The 25,312-nt window shown below is 72.9% G+C and carries 26 protein-coding genes; 7 read left to right on the forward strand and 19 right to left on the reverse strand.

Going from position 1 to position 25,312, the window contains the following annotated elements; all coding sequences use genetic code 11:
- Positions 1-70: 70 nt before the first annotated feature.
- From ACFUJY_RS05790 to ACFUJY_RS05800, 3 genes are read right to left on the reverse strand one after another with little or no spacing between them, the layout of a single operon-like run.
- A complete protein-coding gene (locus tag ACFUJY_RS05790; protein WP_365684472.1) occupies positions 71-835 on the reverse strand; it encodes a DUF3710 domain-containing protein in 765 nt (254 codons plus the stop codon).
- Between the two features lies 1 nt (position 836).
- Positions 837-1,370: a dUTP diphosphatase gene (gene dut / locus ACFUJY_RS05795; protein ID WP_147971347.1), complete on the reverse strand. Its 534-nt coding sequence runs from the start codon at positions 1,368-1,370 to the stop codon at positions 837-839.
- Positions 1,370-1,954, reverse strand: coding sequence for a PaaI family thioesterase (locus ACFUJY_RS05800; RefSeq protein WP_361024997.1), 585 nt, complete (start codon positions 1,952-1,954; stop codon positions 1,370-1,372). Before ACFUJY_RS05800 ends, dut begins: the two co-directional genes overlap by 1 nt.
- Positions 1,955-2,011: 57 nt before the next feature.
- Here ACFUJY_RS05800 and ACFUJY_RS05805 point away from each other — a divergent pair, with 57 nt between their 5' ends.
- A complete protein-coding gene (locus ACFUJY_RS05805; protein WP_383295033.1) occupies positions 2,012-2,470 on the forward strand; it encodes a DUF3093 domain-containing protein in 459 nt (152 codons plus the stop codon).
- On the opposite strand, the gene ACFUJY_RS05810 is transcribed toward ACFUJY_RS05805, so the two are convergent.
- The 4 genes from ACFUJY_RS05810 to ACFUJY_RS05825 form a co-directional block, all read right to left on the reverse strand.
- The gene (locus tag ACFUJY_RS05810; RefSeq protein ID WP_383295036.1) at positions 2,467-3,411 is read right to left on the reverse strand and encodes a hypothetical protein; all 945 of its coding nucleotides are present in this window, start codon (positions 3,409-3,411) and stop codon (positions 2,467-2,469) included. The genes ACFUJY_RS05805 and ACFUJY_RS05810 overlap by 4 nt on opposite strands.
- A gap of 13 nt (positions 3,412-3,424) precedes the next feature.
- Positions 3,425-3,721 (reverse strand): DUF4193 domain-containing protein, encoded by a 297-nt coding sequence (locus ACFUJY_RS05815; RefSeq protein WP_003965732.1) that lies wholly within the window; start codon positions 3,719-3,721, stop codon positions 3,425-3,427.
- A 406-nt stretch (positions 3,722-4,127) separates the two neighbouring features.
- Positions 4,128-5,342 carry a sensor histidine kinase gene (locus ACFUJY_RS05820; RefSeq protein ID WP_383295415.1) on the reverse strand — a complete coding sequence of 405 codons (1,215 nt, stop codon included), beginning with the start codon at positions 5,340-5,342 and terminating at the stop codon, positions 4,128-4,130.
- 26 nt (positions 5,343-5,368) lie between these two features.
- On the reverse strand, positions 5,369-6,022 hold the full coding sequence (locus tag ACFUJY_RS05825; protein ID WP_143617776.1) for a response regulator transcription factor: 654 nt from the start codon (positions 6,020-6,022) through the stop codon (positions 5,369-5,371).
- A gap of 384 nt (positions 6,023-6,406) precedes the next feature.
- Here ACFUJY_RS05825 and ACFUJY_RS05830 point away from each other — a divergent pair, with 384 nt between their 5' ends.
- Positions 6,407-6,583, forward strand: a complete 177-nt coding sequence (locus tag ACFUJY_RS05830; RefSeq protein ID WP_383295039.1) for a hypothetical protein — start codon at positions 6,407-6,409, stop codon at positions 6,581-6,583.
- A gap of 83 nt (positions 6,584-6,666) precedes the next feature.
- Here the strand turns inward: ACFUJY_RS05830 and ACFUJY_RS05835 are convergent, their stop codons facing one another.
- Both ACFUJY_RS05835 and ACFUJY_RS05840 read right to left on the reverse strand, forming a co-directional pair.
- Positions 6,667-7,497, reverse strand: a complete 831-nt coding sequence (locus ACFUJY_RS05835; RefSeq protein ID WP_383295042.1) for an inositol monophosphatase family protein — start codon at positions 7,495-7,497, stop codon at positions 6,667-6,669.
- 70 nt (positions 7,498-7,567) lie between these two features.
- Positions 7,568-8,695, reverse strand: coding sequence for a ferrochelatase (locus ACFUJY_RS05840; RefSeq protein ID WP_383295044.1), 1,128 nt, complete (start codon positions 8,693-8,695; stop codon positions 7,568-7,570).
- A 208-nt stretch (positions 8,696-8,903) separates the two neighbouring features.
- Here ACFUJY_RS05840 and ACFUJY_RS05845 point away from each other — a divergent pair, with 208 nt between their 5' ends.
- A complete protein-coding gene (locus ACFUJY_RS05845) occupies positions 8,904-10,226 on the forward strand; it encodes a D-arabinono-1,4-lactone oxidase (RefSeq protein WP_383295047.1) in 1,323 nt (440 codons plus the stop codon).
- Positions 10,227-10,242: 16 nt separating this feature from the next.
- Here the strand turns inward: ACFUJY_RS05845 and ACFUJY_RS05850 are convergent, their stop codons facing one another.
- Entirely contained in the window at positions 10,243-11,283 is a 1,041-nt protein-coding gene (locus ACFUJY_RS05850; protein WP_383295049.1) for a hypothetical protein, read from the reverse strand.
- Between the two features lie 495 nt (positions 11,284-11,778).
- Here ACFUJY_RS05850 and sepH point away from each other — a divergent pair, with 495 nt between their 5' ends.
- A complete protein-coding gene (gene sepH / locus ACFUJY_RS05855) occupies positions 11,779-12,837 on the forward strand; it encodes a septation protein SepH (protein ID WP_383295052.1) in 1,059 nt (352 codons plus the stop codon).
- 69 nt (positions 12,838-12,906) lie between these two features.
- On the opposite strand, the gene ACFUJY_RS05860 is transcribed toward sepH, so the two are convergent.
- Positions 12,907-13,737, reverse strand: a complete 831-nt coding sequence (locus ACFUJY_RS05860) for a sulfurtransferase (RefSeq protein ID WP_383295055.1) — start codon at positions 13,735-13,737, stop codon at positions 12,907-12,909.
- 230 nt (positions 13,738-13,967) lie between these two features.
- Here ACFUJY_RS05860 and ACFUJY_RS05865 point away from each other — a divergent pair, with 230 nt between their 5' ends.
- Positions 13,968-14,744 carry a VOC family protein gene (locus tag ACFUJY_RS05865; protein ID WP_383295058.1) on the forward strand — a complete coding sequence of 259 codons (777 nt, stop codon included), beginning with the start codon at positions 13,968-13,970 and terminating at the stop codon, positions 14,742-14,744.
- On the opposite strand, the gene ACFUJY_RS05870 is transcribed toward ACFUJY_RS05865, so the two are convergent.
- A complete protein-coding gene (locus ACFUJY_RS05870) occupies positions 14,716-15,162 on the reverse strand; it encodes a hypothetical protein (protein WP_383295060.1) in 447 nt (148 codons plus the stop codon). The genes ACFUJY_RS05865 and ACFUJY_RS05870 overlap by 29 nt on opposite strands.
- Before the next feature lie 100 nt (positions 15,163-15,262).
- On the opposite strand from ACFUJY_RS05870, the gene ACFUJY_RS05875 reads away from it, so the two are divergent.
- Complete coding sequence (locus ACFUJY_RS05875) at positions 15,263-15,619, forward strand: MerR family transcriptional regulator (protein ID WP_383295063.1); 357 nt, start codon at positions 15,263-15,265, stop codon at positions 15,617-15,619.
- Between the two features lie 3 nt (positions 15,620-15,622).
- Here ACFUJY_RS05875 and ACFUJY_RS05880 read toward each other — a convergent pair whose 3' ends face one another.
- The 4 genes from ACFUJY_RS05880 to ACFUJY_RS05895 all read right to left on the reverse strand — a co-directional run bounded on the left by ACFUJY_RS05880 (position 15,623) and on the right by ACFUJY_RS05895 (position 21,100).
- Entirely contained in the window at positions 15,623-16,273 is a 651-nt protein-coding gene (locus tag ACFUJY_RS05880) for a thymidine kinase (protein WP_383295066.1), read from the reverse strand.
- A gap of 49 nt (positions 16,274-16,322) precedes the next feature.
- Positions 16,323-17,513 carry an alkaline phosphatase family protein gene (locus ACFUJY_RS05885; protein WP_383295069.1) on the reverse strand — a complete coding sequence of 397 codons (1,191 nt, stop codon included), beginning with the start codon at positions 17,511-17,513 and terminating at the stop codon, positions 16,323-16,325.
- Entirely contained in the window at positions 17,513-18,109 is a 597-nt protein-coding gene (locus ACFUJY_RS05890; RefSeq protein ID WP_018520601.1) for a DUF5998 family protein, read from the reverse strand. The genes ACFUJY_RS05885 and ACFUJY_RS05890 overlap by 1 nt, the downstream gene beginning before the upstream one ends.
- A 90-nt stretch (positions 18,110-18,199) precedes the next feature.
- A complete protein-coding gene (locus tag ACFUJY_RS05895) occupies positions 18,200-21,100 on the reverse strand; it encodes a GNAT family N-acetyltransferase (RefSeq protein ID WP_383295072.1) in 2,901 nt (966 codons plus the stop codon).
- A 173-nt stretch (positions 21,101-21,273) separates the two neighbouring features.
- On the opposite strand from ACFUJY_RS05895, the gene ACFUJY_RS05900 reads away from it, so the two are divergent.
- The gene (locus ACFUJY_RS05900) at positions 21,274-21,555 is read left to right on the forward strand and encodes an HPr family phosphocarrier protein (RefSeq protein ID WP_018105371.1); all 282 of its coding nucleotides are present in this window, start codon (positions 21,274-21,276) and stop codon (positions 21,553-21,555) included.
- A 172-nt stretch (positions 21,556-21,727) separates the two neighbouring features.
- Here ACFUJY_RS05900 and ACFUJY_RS05905 read toward each other — a convergent pair whose 3' ends face one another.
- The 3 genes from ACFUJY_RS05905 to ACFUJY_RS05915 form a co-directional block, all read right to left on the reverse strand.
- Positions 21,728-22,432: a GntR family transcriptional regulator gene (locus ACFUJY_RS05905; protein WP_383295075.1), complete on the reverse strand. Its 705-nt coding sequence runs from the start codon at positions 22,430-22,432 to the stop codon at positions 21,728-21,730.
- Positions 22,433-22,640: 208 nt separating this feature from the next.
- Positions 22,641-23,480, reverse strand: a complete 840-nt coding sequence (locus tag ACFUJY_RS05910; protein WP_383295078.1) for a M23 family metallopeptidase — start codon at positions 23,478-23,480, stop codon at positions 22,641-22,643.
- 439 nt (positions 23,481-23,919) lie between these two features.
- Entirely contained in the window at positions 23,920-25,302 is a 1,383-nt protein-coding gene (locus tag ACFUJY_RS05915; protein WP_383295081.1) for a M16 family metallopeptidase, read from the reverse strand.
- Positions 25,303-25,312: the final 10 nt, after the last annotated feature.

Here is a 25,312-nt window from a genome sequence, read left to right on the forward strand (position 1 = left end):
TACGCGAAAGCCGGTGGGCCGCACCCCGGGGAAGGGGTACGGCCCACCGGCCGGTGTCCGCGGGTGCGGGTCAGCGCACCTCGGTGATCTCGGGACCGCGCTGGAGGCCCGCCATGCCACCGGAGAACTTCGAGCCCTCCTGCTCCTCCTGCTGCACGCCCTCGGGAACCATCTGGGCGTCGTTGGGGAGCTTGAGGACGATCGGGTCGCGCGGGGCCATCGGGCCCTCGCCGCGCACGACCACGGTGTCGCGGAAGACCGACTCCAGGAGCCCGGCGGCCTCCGGCTGCACGGCGCCCTGGCCGGAGATCACACCGCGCAGGAACCAGCGCGGGCCGTCGACACCGACGAAGCGCACCAGCTGCACGCCGTTCGCCCCGTCGGGAAGCTGGACGGGGACCTGCGCGCGCAGCTCCCAGCCGAGCGGGCCCTCGACCTCGTCGATGATGCCGCCCTGCTGGGTGATGCCGGTGGCGATCTCCTCGCGGACCTCCCCCCAGATGCCTTCCTTCTTGGGGGCCGCGAACGCCTGGAGCTGGATCGCGCTGTCCCGCATCACGACGGTGGCGGCGACGATCGCGTCACCGGCGACCTCCACGCGCAGCTCCATGCCCTCGACGCCGGGCACGAAGATGCCGCCCAGGTCGACCCGGCCGTCGCCGGGCTGGGACACCTCGCTGACGTCCCACGGGCCGTCCGGGCGCGGCGCCGGCGGAAGGTTCGTCCGGCGGGTCTCGCCCTCGGCGTCATCCTGCTCGTCGACGACCTGCTCGGCCTCGCGCGCCTCGTCCGCCGTGTCATCGGCGGCACCACTGTTCTTGCGACGTCCGAACACGTCACTGTCCTTCCCGGTCGGATTCGACCGAAGCGTAGCTGTTCCCGCCCTGGGGAACCCCGCCCCGGACGCCATCAACATCAACGGCGGCATGGCCGCCGGTGGACCCGAAGCCCCCTTCGGCCCGCGCCGAGCCGGGAAGCTCCGACACTTCGTGGAAGCGCACCTTCTCGACCTGCTGCACGACCAGTTGGGCAATCCGGTCGAACCGCTCGAACCGCACGGACTCGCGCGGGTCGAGATTGATGACGATCACTTTGATCTCTCCACGGTACCCGGCATCGACCGTCCCCGGGGCATTCACCAGGGCGACTCCGCAGCGGGCGGCGAGACCGGATCGTGGGTGCACGAACGCGGCGTACCCGTCGGGCAGGGCGATCGAAACCCCGGTGGGCAGTACGGCCCGCTCGCCCGGTGCCAGTTCGGCGGCCTCGGTCGTCACGAGGTCCGCGCCGGCGTCCCCGGGGTGCCCGTAGGCCGGAAGCGGAACGTCCGGGTCGACCCGGCGGATCAGGACGTCGACGGGGTGGCGCATCACGGGTTCACCTCGAAGGCGCGGGCGCGCCTGACCTGGTCGGGGTCGGCCATGGCGGCCTGGATCTCGGCCGGCCGGCCGTTCTCGATGAAGTGGTCGACCTTCACCTCGATGAACAGGGCGTCGGCCCGGACCGCGACCGGCCCGTCCGGGCCGCCGATCCGGCCGGTCGCCCGGGAGTAGATCTTGCGGCCGTGCACGGCGGTGACCTCGGCGTCGAGGAACAGCACGGTGTCGACGGGGACGGGCCGTACGAAGTCGGTCTCCAGCCGTCCGGTGACCGCGATGACCCTCAGCAGCCAGTTCAGCGAGCCGAGCGTCTCGTCCAGCGCCGTGGCCAGCACCCCGCCGTGCGCCAGGCCCGGGGCGCCCTGGTGGGCCGCCTTCACGGTGAACTCGGCGGTCACCCTGACGCCCTCGCCGGCCCGCGCCTGGAGGTGCAGTCCGTGGGGCTGGCCGGAGCCGCAGCCGAAGCAGTGCTCGTAGTGCGCGCCGAGGAGTTCGCCGGGGGCCGGGGCGTCGGGGTGCCGGACCGGTTTCACCGCGTCGGCCGGGGGCGTCAGAGCCGCAGATGTTCCACTCACAGGCGCAGACCTTACCCGCGCGGGTACCCGCCGGTCGCGCCGTGCCAAGCTGGAACCATGCAGCCTTCGACCCCGCCCTACGACGAACGCCTCACCGCACCCCGTTCGTGGTGGCTGATCGCCGTCCTGATCGGCATCGCGTGCGCGCTGATGCTGCTGCCGCTGGGCACCCTGCCGCTCCTCGCCGGTCTGGCCGGCGGCACGGTCCTGTCGGCCGTGGCGGTGAGCTCGTACGGCTCGGCCCGCATCCGGGTGGTGGCGGGCGCGCTCGTCGCGGGGGACGCCCGAATCCCGGTCTCGGCGCTCGGCGGGGCCGAGGTGCTGGACGCCGAGGAGGCGCGCGCCTGGCGCACGCACAAGGCGGACACCCGGGCCTTCATGCTGCTGCGCAGCTACATCCCGACGGCGGTCCGGGTGGAGGTCACGGACCCGGAGGACCCGACCCCGTACGTCTATCTCTCGACGCGCGACCCGAAGGCCCTGGTGGCGGCGCTGAACGCGGCGGTCCCGGCCTAACGGCCCTCGGGTTCCAGCGGGGGCCGGTCCGGGAGGCGGTCCCAGGGGATCTGCTTCTCGCGCAGGTCCTTCCTGACCCGTTCGGCGAGCTTCCTGGTGTCGCGCCGGTTCATGGACGCGCCGACGGCGGCGCCGACCATGAACGGGATCAGGCTCGGCAGGTCGCGCACGGTGCGCTTCATGATCTGGCGGCGCAGTTCGCGCTTCATCCGGCCGCTCAGCGCCGCGTCCACCGAGGCGGGACGGGTGACCTCGATGCCGCGCTCCTCGGTCCAGGCGGTGAGGTAGGCGGTCGAGCGCCGGGCGATGCCGCCCGGGGGACGGCGTCCGTAGACCTCGTGCAGCTCGGCGACGAGCTTCATCTCTATGGCGGCGACGCCGCTGACCTCGGCGGCCAGCTCGGCGAACATCGCCGGCGGCACGGGCATCATGGCCGCCGCGCCGATTCCGGCGCCGACGGTGGCGGTCGCGCGGCTCGCGCCCACGACGAGCCGGTCCGCGATCTCCTCCGGCCCGAGGCCGGGAAAGTGCTTGCGCAGGGTGTCGAGGTCACGCACAGGGACGCGGGGAGCGATGTGGATGATCAGGTCCGCGATATGACCGATCGCTTCCTTGGCGCTCTCCCCGCCCTTGCGTACACCCCGTTTCACTGAACTCAGACGGCCTGCCCCGGTCACGGGCTCCGTCCTGCCGACCTGTCCGGCCCCATCGGCCGTGTCGACTCCGGCAGCCTCACGGGCTGCGCGTACCGCTACTTCGGCTGCTTCGAGCGAGGCCGCCTGCAGGCCCCGCTCGTCCTCCGGTCCGTCCGGCGAAGGTGGCAGGGCGGGCCGCTCGGCAGGCGCCTGCGCGCCTTCTGCCGGGCGTGTACCGCCCTGGTGCGCCTCCGGGTGCCTTCTGCCCCAGGGGCGCCGCTTGCGGAACGGTGTGTCCCCTGCCACGGCCGACCGGACCTCAGTCGCAGTCGCGGCAGATCGGCTGGCCGTTCTTCTCGCGGGCCAGCTGGCTGCGGTGGTGCACGAGGAAGCAGCTCATGCAGGTGAACTCGTCGGCCTGCTTGGGCAGGACCCGTACGGCCAGCTCCTCGTTGGACAGGTCGGCGCCGGGCAGTTCAAGGCCCTCGGCCGCGTCGAACTCGTCGACGTCGACGGCGGACGCCGTCTTGTCGCTCCGGCGCGCCTTCAGCTCTTCAAGGCTGTCCTGATCGACGTCGTCGTCGGTCTTGCGTGGGGTGTCGTAATCCGTTGCCATGTCGCTCTCCCCCTCTGGGTGTCTGCGGTGTCTCAAGCGCTCGTAACGCGTGAGAGGCCGGACTTGTGCCCGACCTGAGGCGGAGATTTTGCCTCACATCAAGGTCTGTTACTCAATCGACACCCAAAAGGACCGCTCGGGAGTGATCGGCTTGGGTGGCGATGGGGACCGTACACGGTCCCGGCGGCACCCTTCGCAGGCGCCACCCCGTGTACTTCCCGTCATGCTTGCCCCCGGAAACCCGGTGTTTCGCCGGGTTTCCGGTGAGTTCCCTGGTCACGGAGCGTGGGCAGGGAGATATTCGCTCCTGTGATCGATCACACACGGTCCCTCCGGGATCAGGTCCCGAAAATTCCGCTCAAAGCGAACAAAAAATAATCAGCGCGCAAAGCTCTCCTCGCGCCGGTCAGACCGGCAGTGAGACGCGCATCACAAGACCACCGCCTTCGCGGGGCTCGGCGATGATACGGCCGCCGTGCGCCCGGGCGACGGACCGCGCGATCGACAGACCGAGCCCGACCCCCTTGTCGCTGCCCGTCCGCTCCGTACGCAGGCGCCTGAAGGGCTCGAAGAGGTTGTCGATCTCGTACGCGGGGACCACCGGGCCGGTGTTCGAGACGACGAGCACCGCCTGGCCGGGCAGCAGCGCCGTGCTCACCTCCACCCAGCCGCCCTCCGGGACGTTGTAGCGGACGGCGTTCTGCACGAGGTTCAGCGCGATGCGCTCCAGCAGGACGCCGTTGCCCTGGACGACGGCCTCGGCCAGCTCCTCGCGCATCTCGACGCCCTTGGTCTCGGCCTCGCCGCGCGCCTGGTCGACGGCGCGGGAGGCGACCTCGGCGAGGTCGACGGCCTTGCGCTCGACGATCTGGTTGTCGCTGCGGGCCAGCAGCAGCAGGCCCTCCACCAGCTGCTCGCTGCGCTCGTTGGTGGCCAGCAGCGTCTTGCCCAGCTGCTGGAGCTCGGGCGGGGCCTCCGGGTCGGAGAGGTGGACCTCCAGCAGCGTGCGGTTGATGGCGAGCGGCGTGCGCAGCTCGTGCGAGGCGTTGCCGACGAACCGCTGCTGCGCGGTGAAGGCCCGCTCCAGCCGGTCCAGCATGTCGTCGAAGGTGTCGGACAGCTCCTTGAGCTCGTCGTCGGGCCCGTCCAGCTCGATGCGCCGGGCCAGGTCCGTGCCGGCCACGGTCCGGGCGATCCGGGTGATCCGGCCCAGCGGCGAGAGCACCCGGCCGGCCATCCCGTAACCGAAGGCGAAGGCGATGATGCTGAGGCCCACCAGGGCCAGCAGCGACCGGTTGAGCAGCGTGTCCAGAGCCTGCTGGCGCTGGTGGTTCACGCAGGAGTTCATCGCGGCGTTGACCGCGCTCGGCGAGTTGCCCTCCTCCAGGAGGTTGCAGACGTCGCTGGAGACATGACCGTCGACGATCTTGAACGGGAGGTCGCTGCCCACGTGCAGCGCCTGGGCGGCGAGCATGTAGATGATCGACAGCAGCAGGATGCCGGCGATCAGGAACATGCCGCCGTACAGCAGCGTGAGCCGTATCCGGATGGTCGGGCGCAGCCACGGGTAGGGGGGCTCCTGCTGTTTGGGCTCCCAGGTGGGTTTGGGGGGCGCCGCCATGGGCGGCGGGGCGGCGGGCACCGGCGTCAGATCCGGTAGCCGGAGCCGGGCACGGTGACGATCACCGGGGGCTCGCCGAGTTTGCGGCGCAGGGTCATGACGGTCACCCGGACGACGTTGGTGAACGGGTCGGTGTTCTCGTCCCACGCCTTCTCCAGCAGCTGCTCCGCCGAGACGACGGCGCCCTCGCTGCGCATCAGGACCTCCAGGACGGCGAACTCCTTGGGCGCGAGCTGGACCTCCTGGCCGCCCCGGAACACCTCCCGGCGGTTGGGGTCCAGCTTGATGCCGGCCCGTTCGAGGACGGGCGGCAGGGCGACGGTCGTACGCCGGCCGAGGGCCCGTACCCGGGCGGTCAGCTCGCTGAACGCGAAGGGCTTGGGCAGATAGTCGTCGGCGCCGAGCTCCAGACCCTCCACCCGGTCGCTGACGTCCCCGGAGGCGGTGAGCATGAGCACCCGGGTCGGCATGCCGAGCTCGACGATCCGGCGGCAGACGTCGTCGCCGTGGACCAGGGGCAGGTCGCGGTCGAGCACCACCACGTCGTAGTCGTTGACCTCGATGCGCTCCACGGCCGCGGCCCCGTCGTACACGACATCGACGGCCATGGCCTCACGGCGCAATCCGGTGGCCACCGCATCGGCGAGCAGCTGCTCGTCCTCCACGACGAGTACGCGCACGGCGCTTCCTTCCCTAGAACTTCGCAAGCGGTCTGCACGACGGCGCGCGGGGGCGTCCGGGACGGCCCGGCCGCCTGCGCCGCGGACACGGCCCCGGCACACTTGTGCGGCTCCATCCTGCCCGTAACCCGCATAAACCGGCGGTAAGACGTCCCGCCCCCACCTGCGGCTTCGGAGAAGCGTCGGGATTCACCGGCCAGTTGAGGTTTCTCTGAGCTTCGGGCGGGGGAGTACGCATTCACACCCGCGATCACGTCTTCCCATGTGGCGTTGTCACAGGCCCCTCCGTCTCCCGGAGAGTGCGTGATCACCCGCCCTACCGCCTCGGCGGAGGGAAACCCGGGCACACCCCCGTGCCACCGACCCACGATGAGGGGGCGCTTCATGGACGCTTTCACCGCAGGTCTGCTGCACCGCATCAAGACGACCGAGGACGACCTCACGAAGGCCCGCGAGACGGGCGACGACTTCCTCGCGGACGTCGAGCAGAGCGAGCTGGACGACCTCCGTCGTCTCGCCGCCGAGCACGGTGTGCGGATCAGCACGACGACGAACGCCTGACCGTCGCTATGGGCCGAGGGCCCCGCAGCCGCTCCACAGTGGCTGCGGGGCCCTTCCGGCGTCCGGACGCCCGGGAGACCCGGTCAGTCGTGCCAGGCGCCCAGCCCGTCCAGGAGGGCCTGGAGCGGTTCGAAGACGCCGGGGGACGCCGCGACGGTCAGGTCTCCGTCGGCCGGCCGGCCCGGACGTCCGCCGGTGAGGGCGCCCGCCTCCCGGGCGATGAGGTCGCCCGCGGCCAGGTCCCAGGGGTGCAGCCCGCGCTCGAAGTAGCCGTCGAGCCGTCCGGCGGCCACGTCGCAGAGGTCGATCGCGGCGGAGCCCCCGCGCCGGATGTCCCGGACCTGCGGGATGAGGTCGTGCGCCACCTCAGCCTGGTGGGCCCGGACCTCGGCGACGTAGTTGAAGCCGGTGGCCACCAGCGCCTCGGCGAGCGGGGCGGTGGGCCGGCAGCGCAGCCGGACGTGCTCGTCGCCGTACGGGCCTCCGGTGACGAAGGCCCCGTGGCCGCGGCGCGCGAAGTACGTCTCGCCGCGCATCGGGACCTCCACCGCGCCGGCGACCCGCTCGCCGTCCACCTCGACGCCGATGGAGACAGCCCAGGACGGGAGCCCGTAGAGGTAGTTCACCGTGCCGTCGAGCGGGTCGATCACCCAGCGCACTCCGGTGCTGCCCTCGGCGGTCGTGCCGCCCTCCTCGCCGAGGTAGCCGTCCAGGGGGCGGTGCTCGATCAGGAACTCGGTGATCAGCTTCTCGGCGGCGATGTCCATCTCGGTGACGACGTCGACCGGGCTGGACTTGGTCGCGGCCACGCCCAGTCCCGCCGGACGCCCGTCGCGCAGCAGCCGGCCGGCGAGCCGAGCCGCGTCCAGGGCGAGGTCGAGCAGGACGTCCGATGAGTGGTCGGTCTCGGTCACGGCGCTCCCTTGAGGAGGTTGAGGGTGGTCGGCAGGGATGGGGACAGGGCGGGCGGGGAAGCGTGCGGGCTCACGCGTAGGGGCTGTCGGCCCCCGCGGCGGCGGGCTTGGGCGCCCTGGCCGGGCAGCAGCCCACCGGGCAGAGGTCGTGGCTGGCGCCGAGCGTCCCGAGGGCGCACCGCTGCGGCTCCCGGCCCCGCTCGGCGGCCGCCCGCTCCAGGACGAGCTCGCGCACGGCGGCGGCGAACCGGGGGTCGGCGCCGACCGTCGCGGAGCGGCGTACGGGCAGGCCCAGCTCGGCGGCCTTGGCGGTGGCCTCGGTGTCGAGGTCGTACAGGACCTCCATGTGGTCCGAGACGAAGCCGATGGGCGCCATCACGACGGCGGGGACCCCGTCGCCGTGGAGGGCCTCCAGGTGGTCGCAGATGTCGGGCTCCAGCCATGGGATGTGCGGCGCCCCGCTGCGTGACTGGTACACGAGCTTCCACGGGTGAGCCGTGCCGGTCCGCTCGCGCACCGCGTCCACGATCAGCCGGGCCACGTCGAGGTGCTCGGCGACGTACGCGCCGCCGTCCCCGTGTGCCTCCACGGGGCCCGAGGTGTCGGCCGCCGAGGTCGGGATGGAGTGCGTGGTGAAGGCCAGGTGGGCGCCCGCGCGCGCCTCGTCGGGCAGGTCCGCCAGCGAGGCGAGGACACCCTCCACCATGGGCTCCACGAAGCCGGGGTGGTTGAAGTAGTGCCGGAGTTTGTCCACGCGCGGGACGGGAAGGCCCTCCGCCTCCAGGGCGGCCAGTGACTCGGCGAGGTTCTCGCGGTACTGCCGGCAGCCGGAGTACGAGGCGTAGGCACTGGTCGCCAGGACCGCGATGCGGCGGTGCCCGTCGCCGACCATCTCGCGCAGGGTGTCGGTGAGGTACGGGGCCCAGTTGCGGTTGCCCCAGTAGACCGGCAGGTCCAGTCCCTGCGCGGAGAAGTCCTTGCGCAGCGCGTCGAGCAGGGCCCTGTTCTGGGCGTTGATCGGGCTGACGCCCCCGAACAGGAAGTAGTGCTTGCCGACCTCCTTGAGCCGTTCCTCGGGGATGCCCCGGCCGCGGGTCACGTTCGCCAGGAACGGAACCACGTCGTCCGGGCCTTCGGGACCGCCGAAGGAGAGCAGGAGCAGGGCGTCGTAGGGGGCGGGATCGCGCAGATCGGACATGCCGTCGATCCTGCCACCCGCACCGGGGCGGGGTCGCACCGACGTCCGGAGCGGGCCGTGCCGGCCCCCGGACGGGGTGGTGGGAGGGGTGGATGAATGTGCGGGAGCCGTGAGTATGATCCCCCTCCAACCGGCCGGTAACCCGTGGTCACCGTCCGGGGGAAGCGCCGGCTCGGTGGGCCGGTTCCTAGGGAAGGGCGCGGGGAAGATGACCGAGACCTACGCACGGACGGCGACGAGCCCGTGGCGCAACTGGGCGGGGACCGTCACCGCCCGGCCGGCCCGGACCGTGTCCCCCGCGTCCGTGGACGAACTGGCCGAGGCGCTGCGCAGGGCGTCGGAGGACGGGCTGCGGGTGAAGCCGGTCGGCACCGGGCACTCGTTCACCGCGACCGCGGCCACCGACGGGCTGCTGATCCGGCCCGACCTGCTGACCGGCATCCGCGAGATCGACCGCAAGGCGATGACCGTGACCGTCGAGGCGGGCACCCCGCTGAAGCGCCTCAACGCCGCGCTGGCCCGCGAGGGCCTCTCGCTCACCAACATGGGCGACATCATGGAGCAGACGGTCGCCGGAGCCACCTCCACCGGTACGCACGGCACCGGCCGCGACTCGGCGTCCATATCCGCGCAGATACGCGCCCTGGAGCTGGTCACCGCGGACGGCACGGTGCTGCGCTGCTCGGAGACCGAGAACGCCGAGGTCTTCGCGGTGGCGCGGATCGGGCTCGGCGCGCTGGGCGTCATCACCGCCATCACCTTCGCCGTGGAGCCGGTCTTCCTGCTGACCGCCCGCGAGGAGCCGATGAGCTTCGACCAGGTGACGACCGAGTTCGATCAGCTCGTGGCCGAGAACGAGCACTTCGAGTTCTACTGGTTCCCGCACACCGGAAACTGCAACACCAAGCGCAACAACCGCAGCGCGGGCCCCGCGGCCCCGCCCGGAAAGGTCAGCGGCTGGATCGAGGACGAGCTGCTGTCCAACGGCGTCTTCCAGGTCGCCTGCGCGCTCGGCCGGGCCGTGCCCGCCACGATCCCCTCGATCGCCCGGATCTCCAGCCGGGCCCTGTCGGCGCGTACGTACACCGACATCCCGTACAAGGTGTTCACCAGCCCGCGCCGGGTGCGGTTCGTGGAGATGGAGTACGCGCTGCCGCGTGAGGCCGCCGTCGAGGCGCTGCGCGAGGTCCGGGCGATGGTGGACCGCTCGCCGCTGCGGATCAGCTTCCCGGTGGAGGTGCGCACCGCGCCCGCCGACGACATCGCGCTCTCCACGGCGTCGGGCCGGGAGAGCGCGTACATCGCCGTCCACCTGTACCGGGGCACGCCCCACCAGGCGTACTTCACGGCGGTGGAGCGGATCATGACCGCGCACGGCGGCCGCCCGCACTGGGGCAAGATCAACACCAGGGACGCCGCGTACCTCTCCGGGGTGTACCCCCGTTTCGGTGAGTTCACGGCCGTCCGGGACCGGCTGGACCCGGACCGGCTGTTCGGCAACGACTACCTGCGCCGGGTGCTGGGCGACTGACCCCGGCCGCCCGGGCTCACTCCCCCGCGCCGGTGCCCGCCGGCGCGGGGGCGCCGTCCGTGGCCGTCGGGTCGGGCACCGCGCTCCCGCCGCCGTCCGTGGTGCTCGGGGTGGGTGTGGGGGTGGGCTCGGCGCCGCCGTCCGCCGGGTCCGAGGGGGTGGGCGAGGGCGTCGCCCCTTCGGTGGGACCGCCGCTGCGGTCCGGCTGGGGGACGGTGGTGTCGTCGTCCTGGGCGCCCGTGCCGGGGGTGGCCGTGCCCTGGTCCGGCCGCGCCGGGTCCGACGCGTCCTGACCGGGGCGGGTGGTTTCGGCGGGGGTGGGGGTGGAAGGGCCCGCGTCACGCTCGCCGCGTACGACGGAACCCACGGTCGTCCCGTGACCGCCGCTCAGGTCGCTGCCGGAGATCAGTTCGTAGGTGGTGATGCCCGCCATCGAGACCACGAAGACCACGGCCGCGCCGATGGCCGACCGTTTCCAGCCACGCAGCCGGGTGCCGTGCGTGGTCGCCTCGGAGAACTCCTCGTCCGGCCCGGCACCCGCGGCGGGACCGCGCAGCACGGTCGTCGCGTCGGGTTCCACGCGGCGCAGCACGGTCGTCGCGTCCGGCTCGATGCGGCGCAGGAGCGTCGTCTCGTCCGGCTGCGGTTCGACGCGGCGCAGGACCGTCGTCTCGTCCGACCGCGGGTCCACGCGCCGCAGCGCCGTCGTGGCGTCGTCCACCGCTCCCAGCAGGACGGTCTCCCGCGGCAGGGACTCCGGGTGCCGCGCACCGGTCTCGCGGGTGCGGACGGTCACCTCGCGGTCCGGGTGCTTCACCTGGACCGTCACCTCGCGGATCTGCTCCCCCGTACGACGGAAGAAGTGCTGGAAGACCGAGCCGCCGCAGGTCGCCACGACGCTCATCACTCCGGCGCCCGCGATGGTTCCGTACACGCCGAGCTGGGAAGCCGCCACGGCCGCCGCCACCGCGGCCACCGCGCTGCCCGCCACCTGGGGCAGGCTCAGATCGATCCGCCTCTCCTTGGGTTCTGTGCCACTTTCCGGCTTCTGCACCATTTCCAGCCCTTGATTGACATCTCTCCCACCCTGCACCAACTAGGGACACGTGAGCGAAGCCGAAAGTTCCGGTTGCGTGGATTGTGTGAAGCACGACACGGATCATGAGCGGAAGGCGTCGAGAGGGGTAGGCAAGCTCCCGCACCTCACGAGAACTTCGACGGCGCGGCGGTCCACCCACATGGCCCGAATGGAGTACTGTGGCGAGCCCTGGGGCCGGACACCCGCGCGGGCGTCCGGAACCTTCGGGAGGGGGCCGAAGGAGGCACTCGATCCGGCGGCGCACGGCATCGCACGGCGGCCTGCTACACGGAGTGACCATCGGTCACTTTGCGTTGCGCAAGGGCTACCGTGGCATACCGGCGATCAAGGGCTCACGCCCGACACGCCGGGCAACACGGCAATGTTGTGGCAGGCTGCACCCGGGCAGGCCACACTCGACTAGCGGAAGCAGCGACGCACGTGACGTCGGCAGGCACCACCCGGGAGGTCCCCATGCCCGAACTGCGTGTCGTGGCCGTCTCCAACGACGGCACACGACTGGTGCTCAAGGCTGCGGACAGCACGGAGTACACGCTTCCGATCGACGAGCGGCTGCGAGCCGCCGTGCGCAACGACCGCGCCCGGCTCGGCCAGATCGAGATCGAGGTGGAGAGCCACCTCCGCCCGCGCGACATCCAGGCACGGATACGAGCCGGCGCCTCCGCCGAGGAGGTCGCCCAGTTCGCCGGAATCCCCGTCGACCGTGTCCGCCGCTTCGAGGGCCCCGTGCTCGCGGAGCGCGCCTTCATGGCCGAGCGGGCCCGGAAGACTCCCGTGCGCCGTCCCGGCGAGAACACCGGCCCCCAGCTCGGCGAGGCGGTGCAGGAGCGCCTGCTGCTGCGCGGCGCCGACAAGGAGACCGTCCAGTGGGACTCCTGGCGCCGCGACGACGGCACCTGGGAGGTCCTCCTCGTCTACCGGGTCGCGGGCGAGCCGCACTCGGCGAGCTGGACGTACGACCCGCCGCGCCGGCTGGTCCAGGCCGTCGACGACGAGGCCCGTTCGCTGATCGGCGAGACGGACGAGGTCGCGGCGCCCGAGCCCAGCTTCCCATTCGTGCCCCGCATCGCCCGGCTGCCCCGCGACCGGCCGCTGGACCGCGCGCTGGACCGGCAGATCGAGCGTCCGGCCCCGCCGCCGCCCTCGGAGCCCGAGGAGCGGATCGCCGGGGTGACCGCGAGCGAGCGGGACTCCCTCACCAGCCTGCTGGAGGCGGTGCCCAGCTTCCGCGGTGACATGGTCGTGCCGGAGCGGCCCGCGCCGCCCGAGCCCCCCGCGCTCGAACCGGCGGAGCGGGAACCGGAGGCCGAGGAGCCGCCGGCCGCGTCGGCCGGAGCGGGCTCCGCGTACGCGGACGTCCTGATGCCGCGCGCGGTCGCCGGTCACCGCGACCGGCTGACCGGGACGACGGACCGGCAGGCCGAGGCGGACGGGGTCCGGCCCGGGCGCCGGGCGGCGGTGCCCAGCTGGGACGAGATCGTCTTCGGCACCCGCCGCAAGAAGCAGGACTAGAACGGCATGGCCGGGGCCGGTACGCGAGCGCGTACCGGCCCTGCGTCGTCCTCGCGCGACGGCGTGCCGTTACCGGGGGTCGGGTCCGGTGGCGACCGGGCGCGACTCGTCGGCGGACCAGTGCGACCAGGAACCGGCGTAGAGGGCGGCCCGGTGCCCGGCGAGCTCCAGCGCCAGCACCTGCTGGGCCCCGGAGACGCCCGAGCCGCAGTACACGCCGATCTCCCCCGCCTCCCCGCCGACGCCCAGCCCGGCGAACCGGGCGGCCAGGCGCTCGGGGCTCAGGAAGCGCCCGTCCGCGTCCACGTTCTCGCCGGTCGGTGCGGAGACCGCGCCGGGGATGTGGCCGCCGACGCGGTCGATGGGCTCCACATCGCCCCGGTAGCGCTCGGCCGCCCGCGCGTCGAGCAGGACACCCGAGCGGGCCAGGGCCGCGGCGCCGTCCGCGTCGAGCAGCGGCAGCGCTCCCGGGGCGGGCACGAAGTCACCCTCGGCCGGGTCCGGGGCCTCCTTCGACAGCTCCCCCGTCCAGGCAGCGAGGCCGCCGTCCAGCACCCGTACGTCGGAATGCCCCGCCCAGCGCAGCAGCCACCAGGCGCGGGCCGCGGCCCAGCCCTGACCGCCGTCGTAGACGACCACCGGGCCGCCCCGGCGGACCCCGGCGCGGCGCATCGCGGCGCCGAACTCCTCCGGGTCGGGCAGCGGGTGGCGGCCACCGGTGCCGGCCGGGCCGGCGAGCTCCGTGTCGAGGTCCACGAAGACCGCGCCGGGGATGTGCCCCGCCTCGTAGTCGGGCCGGCCGTGCGGGCCGCCGAGCTGCCAACGTACGTCCAGGAGCACCGGCGGACGCGGCCCCGCCAGTTCGCTCGCGCATTCGGACGCGGAGATGATGGGCTTCATGCGTGCCATCCTCGCGCAGACGCCCGGTCTCCCGTAACAACGACCAAGCGTTCATACCGGGACAAACCAGCCCGCCCGGGGCGAGATCCCGGACACGACGGCGCGGCCGGAGCGCATCCCGCGCCCGGTGGTGCAAGCATCTGCTCGGGGCGTACACGACCCGCACCGCACCACGGCGCGCCGGCCCCGATTTCCCGTACGGCCACCACGATGGTCCGAGGAGAGTGACGATGACCGAGGCTGCCGCTCGGCGTACACCCGGAACACCTTGCTGGGTGAGCCTGATCGTGCACGGCCTGCGCACGACCCGGAACTTCTACGCCGAACTGTTCGGCTGGGAGTTCGGCCCCGGCCCCGAACAGCTCGGCCCGTACGTACGGGCACTGATCGACGGGAAGGAGGTCGCGGGCATCGGGCAGCTGCCGCCGGACCGCCACCTCCCGATCGCCTGGACGACGTACCTGGCCACCGACGACGCCGACCAGACGGCGGAGACCATCCGGGCCTGCGGCGGCACGGTCGGCGTCGGGCCGCTCGACGCGGGCGACGCGGGCCGCATGGCCATCGCCTCCGACCCGGGCGGGGCCGTCTTCGGGATCTGGCAGGCGGCGGCGCACATCGGCACCGCGCTGGCCGGGGCGCCCGGCACCCCGGTCTGGAACGAGCTGGTGACCCGGGAGACGTCGACGGTCGCCAAGTTCTACCAGGCGGTCTTCGGCTACGAGACCAAGGCCGTCGTCTCGGCGGACTTCGACTACCAGACCCTGCACCTCCAGGGGCGGCCGGTGGCCTCGCTGCACGGCGTCGGCCACGCCCTGCTGCGCGACCGGGGGCCGCACTGGATGACGTACTTCGAGGTGGCCGACACGGACGAGGCCGCTCGGCAGGTGGCGGAGCTCGGCGGGCAGGTCCTGAGCCCGCCGAGGGAGGGCCCGAGCGGCCGGGTCGCCATGGTCGCCGACCCGGAGGGCGCGGTCTTCACGATCCAGCGCTCGGTGGCGCGCTGACGGCGACGCGCACGAGCCGCCAGGGCGCGAGCTGGACGACGCCGAACGTCACTTCGGCCACCAGGAACAGCCAGAGCCAGTGGGGAGCTCCGTGGGCGAGCGCGTACGCCTGCCACACGGCGAACAGCGTGCGCGCGAGGCCGTCGTACAGACCGTGCACCGGCTGCGGCCGGACGAGGCGCAGGAGCACCCAGACGACCACCACCGAACCCATGAGGTTGGCGTACAGGGTTTCGATCGGGTCGAGGGCGGGAAGCCCGCCCGCCCCGATCGCCTCCCCGAACCGGGACAGGGCGCTGTGCACCAGCCGGTACGTCCACGGGGTGGCGAACCCCGCGGTGACGACGAGGTCGTACCACGCGCTCGCGCGTACGAAACGCGCGTAGGCGGGGTGGGAGGGCGTGACGGTACGGATCACAGCGGGGCTCCTGACGGCTTCCTTCACGGACGCCCCCGACCGTAGACACTGGAGTACTGTCCAAGGTCAAGTCCGCGAACCCAGGGGGTGGGAGACGACCGTGCGTATCGGGGAGCTGGCCGCGCAGACGGGACTGAGCAGGGACACCCTCCGCTTCTACGAGCGGACCGGGCTGATCTCCGGGCAGCGGCTGCCCAACGGCTACCGCGACTTCCCGCCCGAGACGGTGCCCTGGCTCGCCTACGTCCGCACCGCCCAGGCGCTCGGCTTCTCGCTGGCCGAGATCGCGCGCACGAGCGAGGAGTTGCGCGACGCGCCGGACAGCGCGCAGGCGCTGTCCGCGCTGTTCGAGGAGAAGATCGCGGTGATCGACGCGCGCATGGCCCGGCTCACCGCGCTGCGGGCCGACCTCACCGCCCGCGCCGGCTCGGGCTGCCCGCTGCGGGCGGCGGGCTGAGCGTCAGGCGGAGCTCACCGGCAGGACGTCCGGGGAGAGGGCTCCCGCCTGCGCGGAGGCCGCGGTCGCACGGCGGCGGTGGTGCCGGCGGCACAGGACCTCGTAACCGACCTCGCCCGCCGCGCGGTTCACATCGCCGACGACGACCTGCGCGCCCTCCACGACCATCGCGCCGTCCACGGTCCGGGCGTTGTGCGTGGCGCGGGCGCCGCACCAGCAGAGGGCTTCGACCTGGAGCTGCTCCATGCGGTCCGCCAGCTCGACCAGCCGTTGCGAGCCGGGGAAGAGCCGGGTGCGGAAGTCCGTCGTGATGCCGAAGGCGAAGACGTCCATCTCCAGGTCGTCCACGACCCGGGCCAGCTGGTCGATCTGGGCCGGGGCCAGGAACTGCGCCTCGTCCACGATCACGTAGTCGACCCGGCCGCCCTTGGACAGCTGGGCGACGAGATACGCGTACAGGTCCATGCCCTCGTCGGCCTCGACCGCCTCGGTGACCAGACCGAGGCGGGACGAGAGCTTTCCCTCTCCCGCCCGGTCGTCCCGGGTGAAGATCACGCCCTGCAAGCCCCTCGCCGAGCGGTTGTGGCCGATCTGGAGGGCCAGGGTGCTCTTTCCGCAGTCCATCGTTCCGGAGAAGAACACAAGCTCGGGCATGGCGGGTCGAGCACCTTTCGGGAAGGGGGAGGGAGCGGGGCGGAACGGGCTACGAGCGTACTTCGAGGAGCGGGACGAACTGCTCGACGGGGGTCATGGAGCCGTGCATGCCGACCATGGCCGACTCGTTGGGCTCGTTGCGCGAGGCGGTGATCACCACGTCGTCGTGGGCGGCGGCGACCACGTCACCGATCCTGCCGTACACCCGCTCGTCGATCGTGGGGCCGAACCAGCCGGCGGCGACGGCCTCGTCCCGGCTCGCCACCCAGAACTGCTCGCCCAGCACCTCGCGCCAGACGGCCAGCACGTCGGAGGCGGCGCCCGGGACGGCGTAGACGTGCCGCGCCCGGCCCTCCCCGCCGAGCAGCGCGACACCGGCGCTCAGCTCCCAGTCCTCGTCGAAGTCGATCCGGGACTGCTCGTCGAACGGGATGTCGATCATGCCGTGGTCGGCGGTGATGTAGAGCGCCGAGCGCGGCGGAAGCTGCTCGGCCAGGCGCCGGGCCAGCCCGTCGACGTACATCAGCTGTCCGCGCCAGGCGTCGGAGTCGGTGCCGAAGCGGTGGCCCTTGCCGTCGACCTCGCTGTAGTAGGTGTAGACGAGCGAGCGGTCGCCGGCGGCCAGCCGTTCGGCGGCGGTGTCCATCCGCTCCTCGCCGCTCAGCCGGCCGAGGAAGGAGCCGCCGCTGAGCGCGACCTTGGTCAGCGGGGTCTGCTCGAAGGCGGGGGCGGAGACCTGGGCGGTGCGCACGCCGGCCGCGTCGGCGAGCTGGAAGAGGGTGGGGTGGGGCTGCCACGCCTTCGGCGGGGTCCACGGATTCCAGCGGAGCTGGTTCATCAGCTCGCCGGTCTCGGGGTTGCGGACCGTGTAGCCGGGAAGACCGTGCTCGCCGGGGGGCAGGCCGGTGCCGACGGAGGCCAGCGAGGTCGCCGTGGTGGCCGGGAAGCCCGCCGTGAGCGGGCGGCCGGTGCCGCCGCGCGAGGTGGGCAGCAGCGAGTGCAGGAACGGTGCCTCGTCCGGGTGGGCCTTTATCTGCTCCCAGCCGAGGCCGTCGATCAGGAAGACGCAGTTCCGGTCGGCGGGGGCGAGTTCGCCGATGGCCGCGTCGAAGCCGGGGACTTCCTGGCCCGCGAGGAGCGTCGGCAGCAGGTCGGCGAGCGAGCCGCTGCCGTACGCCGGGACGGGCGCCGAATCGACGGACAGCGGGACGAAGTCGTCCTGCCAGGCCGGCTGGGCCATCAGCGGCCGGCCGCGGGGGTGGCGGCCGTGGCCTCGGAGAGCGCCTGGGCGAAGGCGAGGGTCTGGCGCACGGTGTCCGGGCCGTCCCCGGCCTCGCTGACCCGCAGGCTCAGGTCGTCGGCGGTGGTGCTGCCGGTGTAACCGTGGTCGGCCTCGCAGTTGGGGTCGCCGCAGGCGGCCGGCTCCAGGTCGATCCGGGAGACCGCGCCCCAGCCGATGGTCAGGACGACCTCGCGGGGCAGCGTGCCCGGAACGTACTTCTCCGGGTTGGCCACGACGCGGCTGACCACGACCGAGGAGATCCGGTCCAGCTTGACCGACTCGGTCGAGGTGGTGGCGTAGGGCGACGGGGAGCTGGTGTCCGCGTTCTGCTCGTCGGTGTGGCTGACGATGAAGCGGGTGTCCGTGAGCACCAGCACCGTGACGTGCCGGCGCACCTCGTTGGAGTCGAAGGTCGTCTCCTGGTGCACCAGGTACGAAGCGACCGGCTCACCGCCCACGGCGGCCTCCACCGCCTCGGCCACAAGGGCCGGGTAGTAGCCGCTGCGCTCGATCGCCGCGCGCAGCCCCTGGGTCGTCGTACCGGTCTTAGCCATGAGAACCATCCTACGGGGGCCGGATGGCTGCCGGGGACGCCGCGGGAGCCCCGCCCCGGCCGGTCCGGGGGGACGCGAGCGGGGTCCGGGTCAGTAGTTGGACAGGCGGCGCGGGCCGAGGTCGTTCCGGGCCGGGGGCGGCGAGAGGCGGACGCTCGCTCCGAGCACCGAGAGGCCCTGCGGGGCGACCACGACCGGCTCCAGGGCGACGGAGACCACTTCGGGGTGGTCGTCGACCAGCCGGGAGACCCGCAGCAGCAGTTCCTCCAGCGCGGCGGTGTCCACCGGTGCGGCACCGCGCCAGCCGAACAGGACGGGGGCGGCGCGGATGGACCTGATCAGCTCGGCGGCGTCGCGGTCGGTGGCCGGGACCAGGCGGTGGGCGGTGTCGCCGAGCAGTTCGGAGGGCGCCCCGGCGAGACCGAAGGAGAGCACCGCGCCCGCGGCCGGGTCGATGGCGGCCCGTACGACGGTGTCGACGCCGCGCGGCGCCATGGCCTGGACGACGGGCCGCAGCTCCGCCGGTTTGCCGAGGAGCTCGGTGAGGTCGCCGTACGCGCGGCGCAGCGCCGCCTCGCTGTCGAGGTCCAGGCGCACGCCGCCGAGGTCGGCCCGGTGGCGCAGATGGGGCGCGGTCGTCTTGAGCGCCACCGGGTAACCGAGCCGGGCGGCGGCGGCCACCGCCTCCTCCGGGCCGGGGGCGGGCAGCGTGGGGCGTACGGCGATGCCGTAGCAGGCGAGCAGTTCGCGGGCCTCGTCGTGGCCGAGCGGCCGGCCGCGCGGGTCGGGTTCCTCGCCGAGGAGCGCGTCGATGCGGGCGGCGGCGCCGGGGGCGTCGATGGTGTCGTCGAGGAAGTCGGGCACCTTGCCGGGCACGGCTGCCTGCCGCCGCCATTGCGCGTAGCGGACGGCCTCGGCGAGAGCCCGCACGGCCCGCTCGGCGGCGGGGTAGGCGGGGATGCGGCCGCCGTGCCGCGTCTGTTCGGGGTTGTCGGTGCCGGGTAGCGGCGCCGAGGGCTCCCTTTCGGGGTTGCCGGTGCCCGGTACCGGCGCGGTGGGTTCCGTGGGAGCGCCCTGGGCCGCGGCGAACGGCTGGGTGGCCGGGCGTTGCTGGGCCACCGTGCTGGTGGCGGCGGACAGCGCCTCCGCCAGGCCGCCGATCTCGACGTGGACCACGGCGACCGGCTTGGCCGGTCCGGCGGCGGCCGCCGCGTGCAGGGCGGTGGCCAGGACCTCGCCGTCGCCCGACTCCGCCTCGCCGTTCTCGCCGACCCAGGGGATCGCCGTCACGATCACGGCGTCGCACGCCCCGTCGGCCAGCGCCGCCGACAACGCGTCCCGGAAGCCCTGCGGGGTGGCGGACGTGGTGAGGTCGATGGGCGGGCGCGGGCGGAGCCCTTCGGCCAGGCACACGTCGTAGGTGAGCAGCCCCAGGGACTCCGAGTTCCCGAGGATGGCGACGCGTCCGCCCGCCGGGAGCGGCTGGTCGGCGAGGAGCAGCCCGGCGTCGACCATCTCGGTGACCGTGTCGACGCGGATGACGCCCGCCTGCCGCATCAGCGCGGAGACCGTGGAGTCGGGGATGCGGCTGACCGGGACGGCGTGGCCGGGCGGGGTGGAGCCGCTGTGCCGGGCCCCCTTGACCACGACCACCGGCTTCACGGCGGCGGTGCGGCGGGCGAGCCGGGTGAATTTGCGGGGGTTGCCCAGCGACTCCAGGTACAGCAGGGCGACATCGGTGTCCGGGTCCTCGTACCAGTACTGGAGGAAGTCGTTGCCGGAGATGTCGGCGCGGTTGCCGGCCGAGATGAAGGTGGAGAGGCCCGCGCCGCGCCGGTAGAGCCCGGAGAGCAGGGCGATGCCGATGGCGCCGGACTGGGTGAACAGGCCGATGCGCCCGGAGGCGGGCCGGTCCGGGGCGAGCGAGGCGTTGAGCCGGACCGCCTCGGAGTTGTTGATGATGCCGAAGGCGTTGGGCCCGATGATCCGCATCCCGTACGCACGCGCCTGACGCACCAGTTCCCGCTGGCGCTCGCGGCCCTCGGCGCCCCACTCGGCGTAACCGGCGGAGAGGACCACCAGCCCCTGGACGCCGTGTTCGCCGCAGTCCGCGACGGCCTCCGGGACCCGGTCGGCGGGCACGGCGACCACCGCGAGGTCGACCGGCTCGCCGATCCCGCCCAGGGAGCGGTGCGCGGGGACCCCGTCGATGGTGTCCTGGTCGGCGGAGAAGGCGCTGTTCACCGCGTGGACGCGGCCGGTGAAGCCCGCGCCGAGCAGGTTGCGCAGGACGGTGCGGCCGACGCCGCCGGGGGTGCGTCCGACGCCGATGACGGCGACGGAGCCGGGGGCGAGCAGCCGCTGCACGGACTTGGCCTCGGCGCGCTGTTCCCGGGCGCGCTGGACGGCGAGGGATTCGGCGGTGGGTTCGAGGTTCAGGGTGAGGTGGACGGAGCCGTCCTCGAAGCTGCGCTGCTGGGTGTAGCCGGCGTCCCGGAACACCTTGATCATCTTGGTGTTGGCGGGCAGCACTTCCGCGGCGAAGCGCCGGATGCCGCGTTCCCGGGCGACTGCCGCGATGTGTTCGAGCAGGGCCGAGGCCACGCCCCGGCCCTGGTGGGCGTCCTGGACGAGAAAGGCGACCTCGGCCTCGTCGGCGGGGGCCGAGGCGGGGCGGCCGGTCGCGTCGATCCGGTCGTAGCGGACGGTGGCGATGAACTCGCCGCCCACCGTGACGGCCAGGCCCACCCTGTCGACGTAGTCGTGATGGGTGAAGCGGTGGACGTCCTTGGCGGACAGCCGGGGGTAGGGCGCGAAGAAGCGGTAGTACTTCGATTCGTCGGAAACCTGCTCGTAGAAGCTGACCAGCCGTTCGGCGTCGTCCGTGGTGATCGGCCTGATCCGCGCGGTGCCGCCGTCGCGGAGCACCACGTCCGCCTCCCAGTGATCGGGGTAGGCGTGATGCGGACTCTGCTCCGGAGAGGGCTGCATGGGGAAAGCCTACGGCTGCGGCACGGGTCGCGGGGGTGCCGGGGCCGGGGCAGTCTGAGGTCTCCGGACGACCGTGGACACGGTGACCGGGAGGGCCTGCGGGTCTGCCCGGAGCATCGCGCACCACGTGAGACACTGGTCTAGACAACCGCTGATTCTCGAAGGGCAGAACCATGGCTGAGCGCCGCGTAAACGTCGGTTGGGCCGAGGGCCTGCACGCCCGCCCCGCTTCCATCTTCGTCCGTGCCGCCACGGCCTCCGGCGTCCCCGTCACCATCGCCAAGGCGGACGGCAACCCGGTGAACGCGGCCTCCATGCTCGCGGTGCTCGGTCTCGGCGCCCAGGGCGGCGAGGAGATCGTGCTCGCGTCCGACGCGGACAACGCCGAGGCCGCTCTGGACCGTCTGGCGAAGCTGGTCGCCGAGGGCCTTGAGGAGCTTCCGGAGACCGTCTGAGCCCGAGCGGCCGAAACCGCCGGAATTCTTTCGGGAAAGCCGCGGCCCCCTGCATGGGGCGCCGCGGCTTTTGCGTGCGCGGGGTGAAGCGTGGCGGCCCGTAAAGAATAATCAGGTGCCGTCTCACCCCAGTTTTTTACACGCGCCTTTCTTTATTTGTACGCACCCTTTGTTAATTCCGGCCGCTCGCGGTGTTTACGGCACGTTGCGAAGCCCTCACACGGCCGGCCCGGGGCACGGTGGCGGGGCGGGCGGTGCGGCGGAGCCGGTGCACGGCGCCATGGCGTTCGGCGAGCTGTGCGGCCAGGACCCTCGCCCGCTCAGCGTCCCGGCGGGCCACGGCGTCCACGAGCGCCCCGTGTTCGGCCCAGGCTTCGGCCGGGCGGGCCGGCTGGTCGACCGCGTACATCCAGGCGATCTTGTGGCGGAGCTGGGTGAGCAGGGCGATGAGGCCGGGGCTGCCGGATGCCTGGGCCAGCGTCTCGTGGAACCAGCCGGCCAGGGAGCGCAGGTCCTCGCCCTCGCCCCGGCGGGCCCGCTCCTGGCCGAGTCTGACCAGGCCGCGCAGCACTTTGAGGTGGGCCTCCGTCCGGCGCTGGGCCGCGCGGGCGGCGCTCAGCGGCTCCAGCAGCATGCGGACTTCCAGAAGGTCGGCGGCCTCCTGCTCCGAGGGCTCGGCGACGCAGGCTCCGGCGTGTCTGCGGGTGACGACGAAGCCCTCCGACTCCAGGGTGCGCAGCGCTTCCCGTACCGGGACGCGGGAAACTCCGTAACGCCGTGCGAGCACCTCCTCGGTGAGCCGGCTGCCGCGTTCGAAGACACCGGAGACGATGTCGTCACGGATTGCCGTGCATACCGAATGCGCCGGAACACGCATGTCCGAACCTCCGCCTCAATCCCCGCGAACAGCGGCCGATCGACACCTCTGGCGTGACTCTATTGCAATGCGCTCGCATTTCCGATGCCGGGCGGGAATTCATGAATATCTTTTGGGTGCGGTCGAGCCGCGTCAGGCGTGCGGGGAAGCGCGGACACGACGAAGGCCCCGGCGGAGTGCCGGGGCCTTCGGGTGGAGCCGAGACCGGTCAGACGCGGACGCCGTGGGCGCGCAGGTAGGCGACCGGGTCCAGGTCCGAGCCGTAGGACGGCGTGGTCCGGGCCTCGAAGTGGAGGTGCGGACCGGTGGAGTTGCCGGTCGAGCCGGAGAGCCCGATCTGCCGGCCGGCCGCGACGCTCTGGCCGACGGAGACGCCGATCGAGGAGAGGTGGCCGTACTGGGTGTACGTGCCGTCCGCCATCCGGAGCACGACGTTGTTGCCGTACGCCCCGCCCCAGCCGGCCTCCACGACCGTGCCGGCGCCGACGGCGACGACCGAGCTGCCGGACGCGGCGTGGAAGTCGATCCCGGAGTGGCTGCCGGACGACCAGAGCGAGCCGCTGGACTTGTAGCCGGTGGTCACGTACGAGCCGGCCACGGGCAGCCGGTAGGACGAGCCCAGCGCGGTGCGGGCGGTGGAGCGGCCGGCGCGGGCGGACGCCTCGCGGGCGGCCTCGGCCTTCGCCCTGGCGGCTTCCTTGGCCTTGGCGGCCTTCGCGGCGGCCTGCTTCTTCGCGGCCTCGGCCTTCTTCGCGGCCGCCGCCTTCGCCTTGGCCGCCGCCTTCTTCTCGGCGACCTCGGCCTGGTGCTGCTGCACCGCGGCCTGCGCGTCGATCCGGTCGGCGAGGGTGTTCTCGATGACGAGGAGTTGGGAGAGACCGGTCTCGGTGGCGGCGGGGGCGGTACCGGCGTCGGCGGCGAGGGCCGGGGAGGCCAGGGAGCCGATGACACCGCCGGCGGCGAGCGTCGCGACGCCGACGGCCTTGGCGCCGGCACTCGTCAGGCGGCTCGGGGCACGGTGCTTCCCGGTGGCACGGGTGAACGCCATGGGGTGGCTGGTCCTTTCCTTCCTTCTCGCCTACCGGGTCAGCAGGGGGCACCCCCAGGCCCTTGAGGCCTTGGGGGAGGGTTCGGAGCAGGAAGGTCTCCTACGGACGCCTGGCCCCTGACGGAGCGCGGACATCCGATTCACCCCAGGGACTGCGTGGGTCCCCGGCTCCCCAGGCTCGCGCCTGACGGGAACTCGGCGATGACTGCCCGGTACGTCACGGATGTGCGTACGAGTGGCGGACAGCGGACCCGACGCTAAGCGGACGGACTTCCCGCCACCAAACGGACAAGGAGTTTTGTAGCGCATACCACAGGGCGAGCCGATCCCTTAGCAGGCAAAACGCGCATAAGGGTCGAAAATGACCAGAGGTGCAGGGGGCTCCGGCGCGACCGCGTGCCGGAGCCCTCGTTGCCCGTGCGGCGGGCCGGGCGACAGATCAGCCGGTGACGACCGACACCTCTCCGATGCCGAGTGCCCGGACCGGCTCCTCGATGCGCGAGGCGTCACCGACCAGGACCGTCACCAGCCGGTCCACCGGGAAGGCGTTGACCACGGCCGCGGTCGCCTCCACCGTGCCGGTCTCGGCGAGACGGGCGTACAGCGTGGCCTGGTAGTCGTCCGGAAGGTGCTGCTCCACCTGGTCGGCGAGGGTGCCGGCGACGGAGGCCGCCGTCTCGAACTTCAGCGGCGCGACGCCCACGAGATTCTGCACGGCCGTCTCGCGCTCGGCGTCCGTCAGCCCCTCGGCGGCCAGCTTCCGCAGCACCTTCCAGAGGTCGTCCAGCGCCGGACCGGTGGACTCGGTGTCCACGGAACCGCTGATGGCGAGCATCGCGGCGCCCGTCGCACCCGAGGTGGAGTCGACAGCGCCGGAGCGGAGCACCTGGGCGAAGGCCCGCACGCCGTAGGTGTATCCCTTCTCCTCGCGCAGCACCCGGTCGAGCCGGGAGGTCAGCGTGCCGCCCAGGCAGTAGGTGCCGAGCACCTGGGCGGGCCACACGCTGTCGTGGCGGTCGGCGCCGATGCGGCCGATCAGCAACTGCGTCTGCACCGCGCCGGGGCGGTCCACGATGATCACCCGGCCGGTGTCGTCAGCCGTGATCGGCGGGACGGGGCGGGGCTCGGAGGTGTCCCCGGACCAGTCGCCGATGGTTTCGGCGAGCAGCGCGTCCAGGTCGATGCCGGTGAGGTCGCCGACGACCACGGCGGTGGCGGTGGACGGGCGGATGTGCGCGTCGTAGAAGGCGCGCACGGCGGCGGCGTCGATCCGCTCGATGGTCTCCTCGGTGCCCAGGCGCGGACGCGAGATGCGGGCCGTGGCCGGGAACAGCTCCTTGGAGAGCTGCTTGGCCGCGCGGCGGGCCGGGTTGGCCTGCTCGTGCGGGATCTCGTCCAGCCGGTTGCGCACCAGGCGCTCGATCTCGCTGTCGGCGAAGGCCGGCGCCCGCAGCGCCTCGGCGACGAGGCCGAGCGCCTTGGCCAGGCGGGAGGCCGGGACCTCCAGGGAGACGCGGACGCCGGGGTGGTCGGCGTGGGCGTCGAGGGTGGCACCGCACCGCTCCAGCTCGGCGGCGAACTCCTCGGCGCTCTGCTTGTCGGTGCCCTCGGACAGGGCGCGCGACATGATCGTGGCCACGCCGTCCAGGCCCTCGGGCTCGGCGTCCAGGGGGGCGGCGAGGAAGATCTCGACGGCGACGACCTGCTGGCCGGGGCGGTGGCAGCGCAGCACGGTGAGGCCGTTGGGCAGGGAGCCCCGCTCGGGGGCGGGGAAGGCCCAGGGCCGGGCGGTGCCGGGGGCGGGCTGCGGGTGGAACTCCATCGAAACTTCA

This window comes from Streptomyces sp. NPDC057249 (genome assembly GCF_042669245.1).
In the GTDB taxonomy this organism is placed as follows: Bacteria; Actinomycetota; Actinomycetes; order Streptomycetales; family Streptomycetaceae; genus Streptomyces.

Bases quoted from the DNA above. Each gene is read 5' to 3' on its own strand.
- ACFUJY_RS05885 (WP_383295069.1), bottom strand. From the start codon at position 17,513: ATGGCCCAGCCGGCCTGGCAGGACGACTTCGTCCCGCTGTCCGTCGAT.
- ACFUJY_RS05900 (WP_018105371.1), top strand. From the start codon at position 21,274: ATGGCTGAGCGCCGCGTAAACGTCGGTTGGGCCGAGGGCCTGCACGCC.
- sepH (WP_383295052.1), top strand. From the start codon at position 11,779: ATGCCCGAACTGCGTGTCGTGGCCGTCTCCAACGACGGCACACGACTG.
- ACFUJY_RS05845 (WP_383295047.1), top strand. From the start codon at position 8,904: ATGACCGAGACCTACGCACGGACGGCGACGAGCCCGTGGCGCAACTGG.
- ACFUJY_RS05905 (WP_383295075.1), bottom strand. From the start codon at position 22,432: ATGCGTGTTCCGGCGCATTCGGTATGCACGGCAATCCGTGACGACATC.
- ACFUJY_RS05830 (WP_383295039.1), top strand. From the start codon at position 6,407: ATGGACGCTTTCACCGCAGGTCTGCTGCACCGCATCAAGACGACCGAG.
- ACFUJY_RS05805 (WP_383295033.1), top strand. From the start codon at position 2,012: ATGCAGCCTTCGACCCCGCCCTACGACGAACGCCTCACCGCACCCCGT.
- ACFUJY_RS05890 (WP_018520601.1), bottom strand. From the start codon at position 18,109: ATGGCTAAGACCGGTACGACGACCCAGGGGCTGCGCGCGGCGATCGAG.
- ACFUJY_RS05860 (WP_383295055.1), bottom strand. From the start codon at position 13,737: ATGAAGCCCATCATCTCCGCGTCCGAATGCGCGAGCGAACTGGCGGGG.
- ACFUJY_RS05910 (WP_383295078.1), bottom strand. From the start codon at position 23,480: ATGGCGTTCACCCGTGCCACCGGGAAGCACCGTGCCCCGAGCCGCCTG.
- ACFUJY_RS05880 (WP_383295066.1), bottom strand. From the start codon at position 16,273: ATGCCCGAGCTTGTGTTCTTCTCCGGAACGATGGACTGCGGAAAGAGC.
- ACFUJY_RS05815 (WP_003965732.1), bottom strand. From the start codon at position 3,721: ATGGCAACGGATTACGACACCCCACGCAAGACCGACGACGACGTCGAT.
- ACFUJY_RS05820 (WP_383295415.1), bottom strand. From the start codon at position 5,342: ATGGCGGCGCCCCCCAAACCCACCTGGGAGCCCAAACAGCAGGAGCCC.
- ACFUJY_RS05840 (WP_383295044.1), bottom strand. From the start codon at position 8,695: ATGTCCGATCTGCGCGATCCCGCCCCCTACGACGCCCTGCTCCTGCTC.
- ACFUJY_RS05850 (WP_383295049.1), bottom strand. From the start codon at position 11,283: ATGGTGCAGAAGCCGGAAAGTGGCACAGAACCCAAGGAGAGGCGGATC.
- ACFUJY_RS05865 (WP_383295058.1), top strand. From the start codon at position 13,968: ATGACCGAGGCTGCCGCTCGGCGTACACCCGGAACACCTTGCTGGGTG.
- dut (WP_147971347.1), bottom strand. From the start codon at position 1,370: ATGCGCCACCCCGTCGACGTCCTGATCCGCCGGGTCGACCCGGACGTT.
- ACFUJY_RS05895 (WP_383295072.1), bottom strand. From the start codon at position 21,100: ATGCAGCCCTCTCCGGAGCAGAGTCCGCATCACGCCTACCCCGATCAC.
- ACFUJY_RS05915 (WP_383295081.1), bottom strand. From the start codon at position 25,302: ATGGAGTTCCACCCGCAGCCCGCCCCCGGCACCGCCCGGCCCTGGGCC.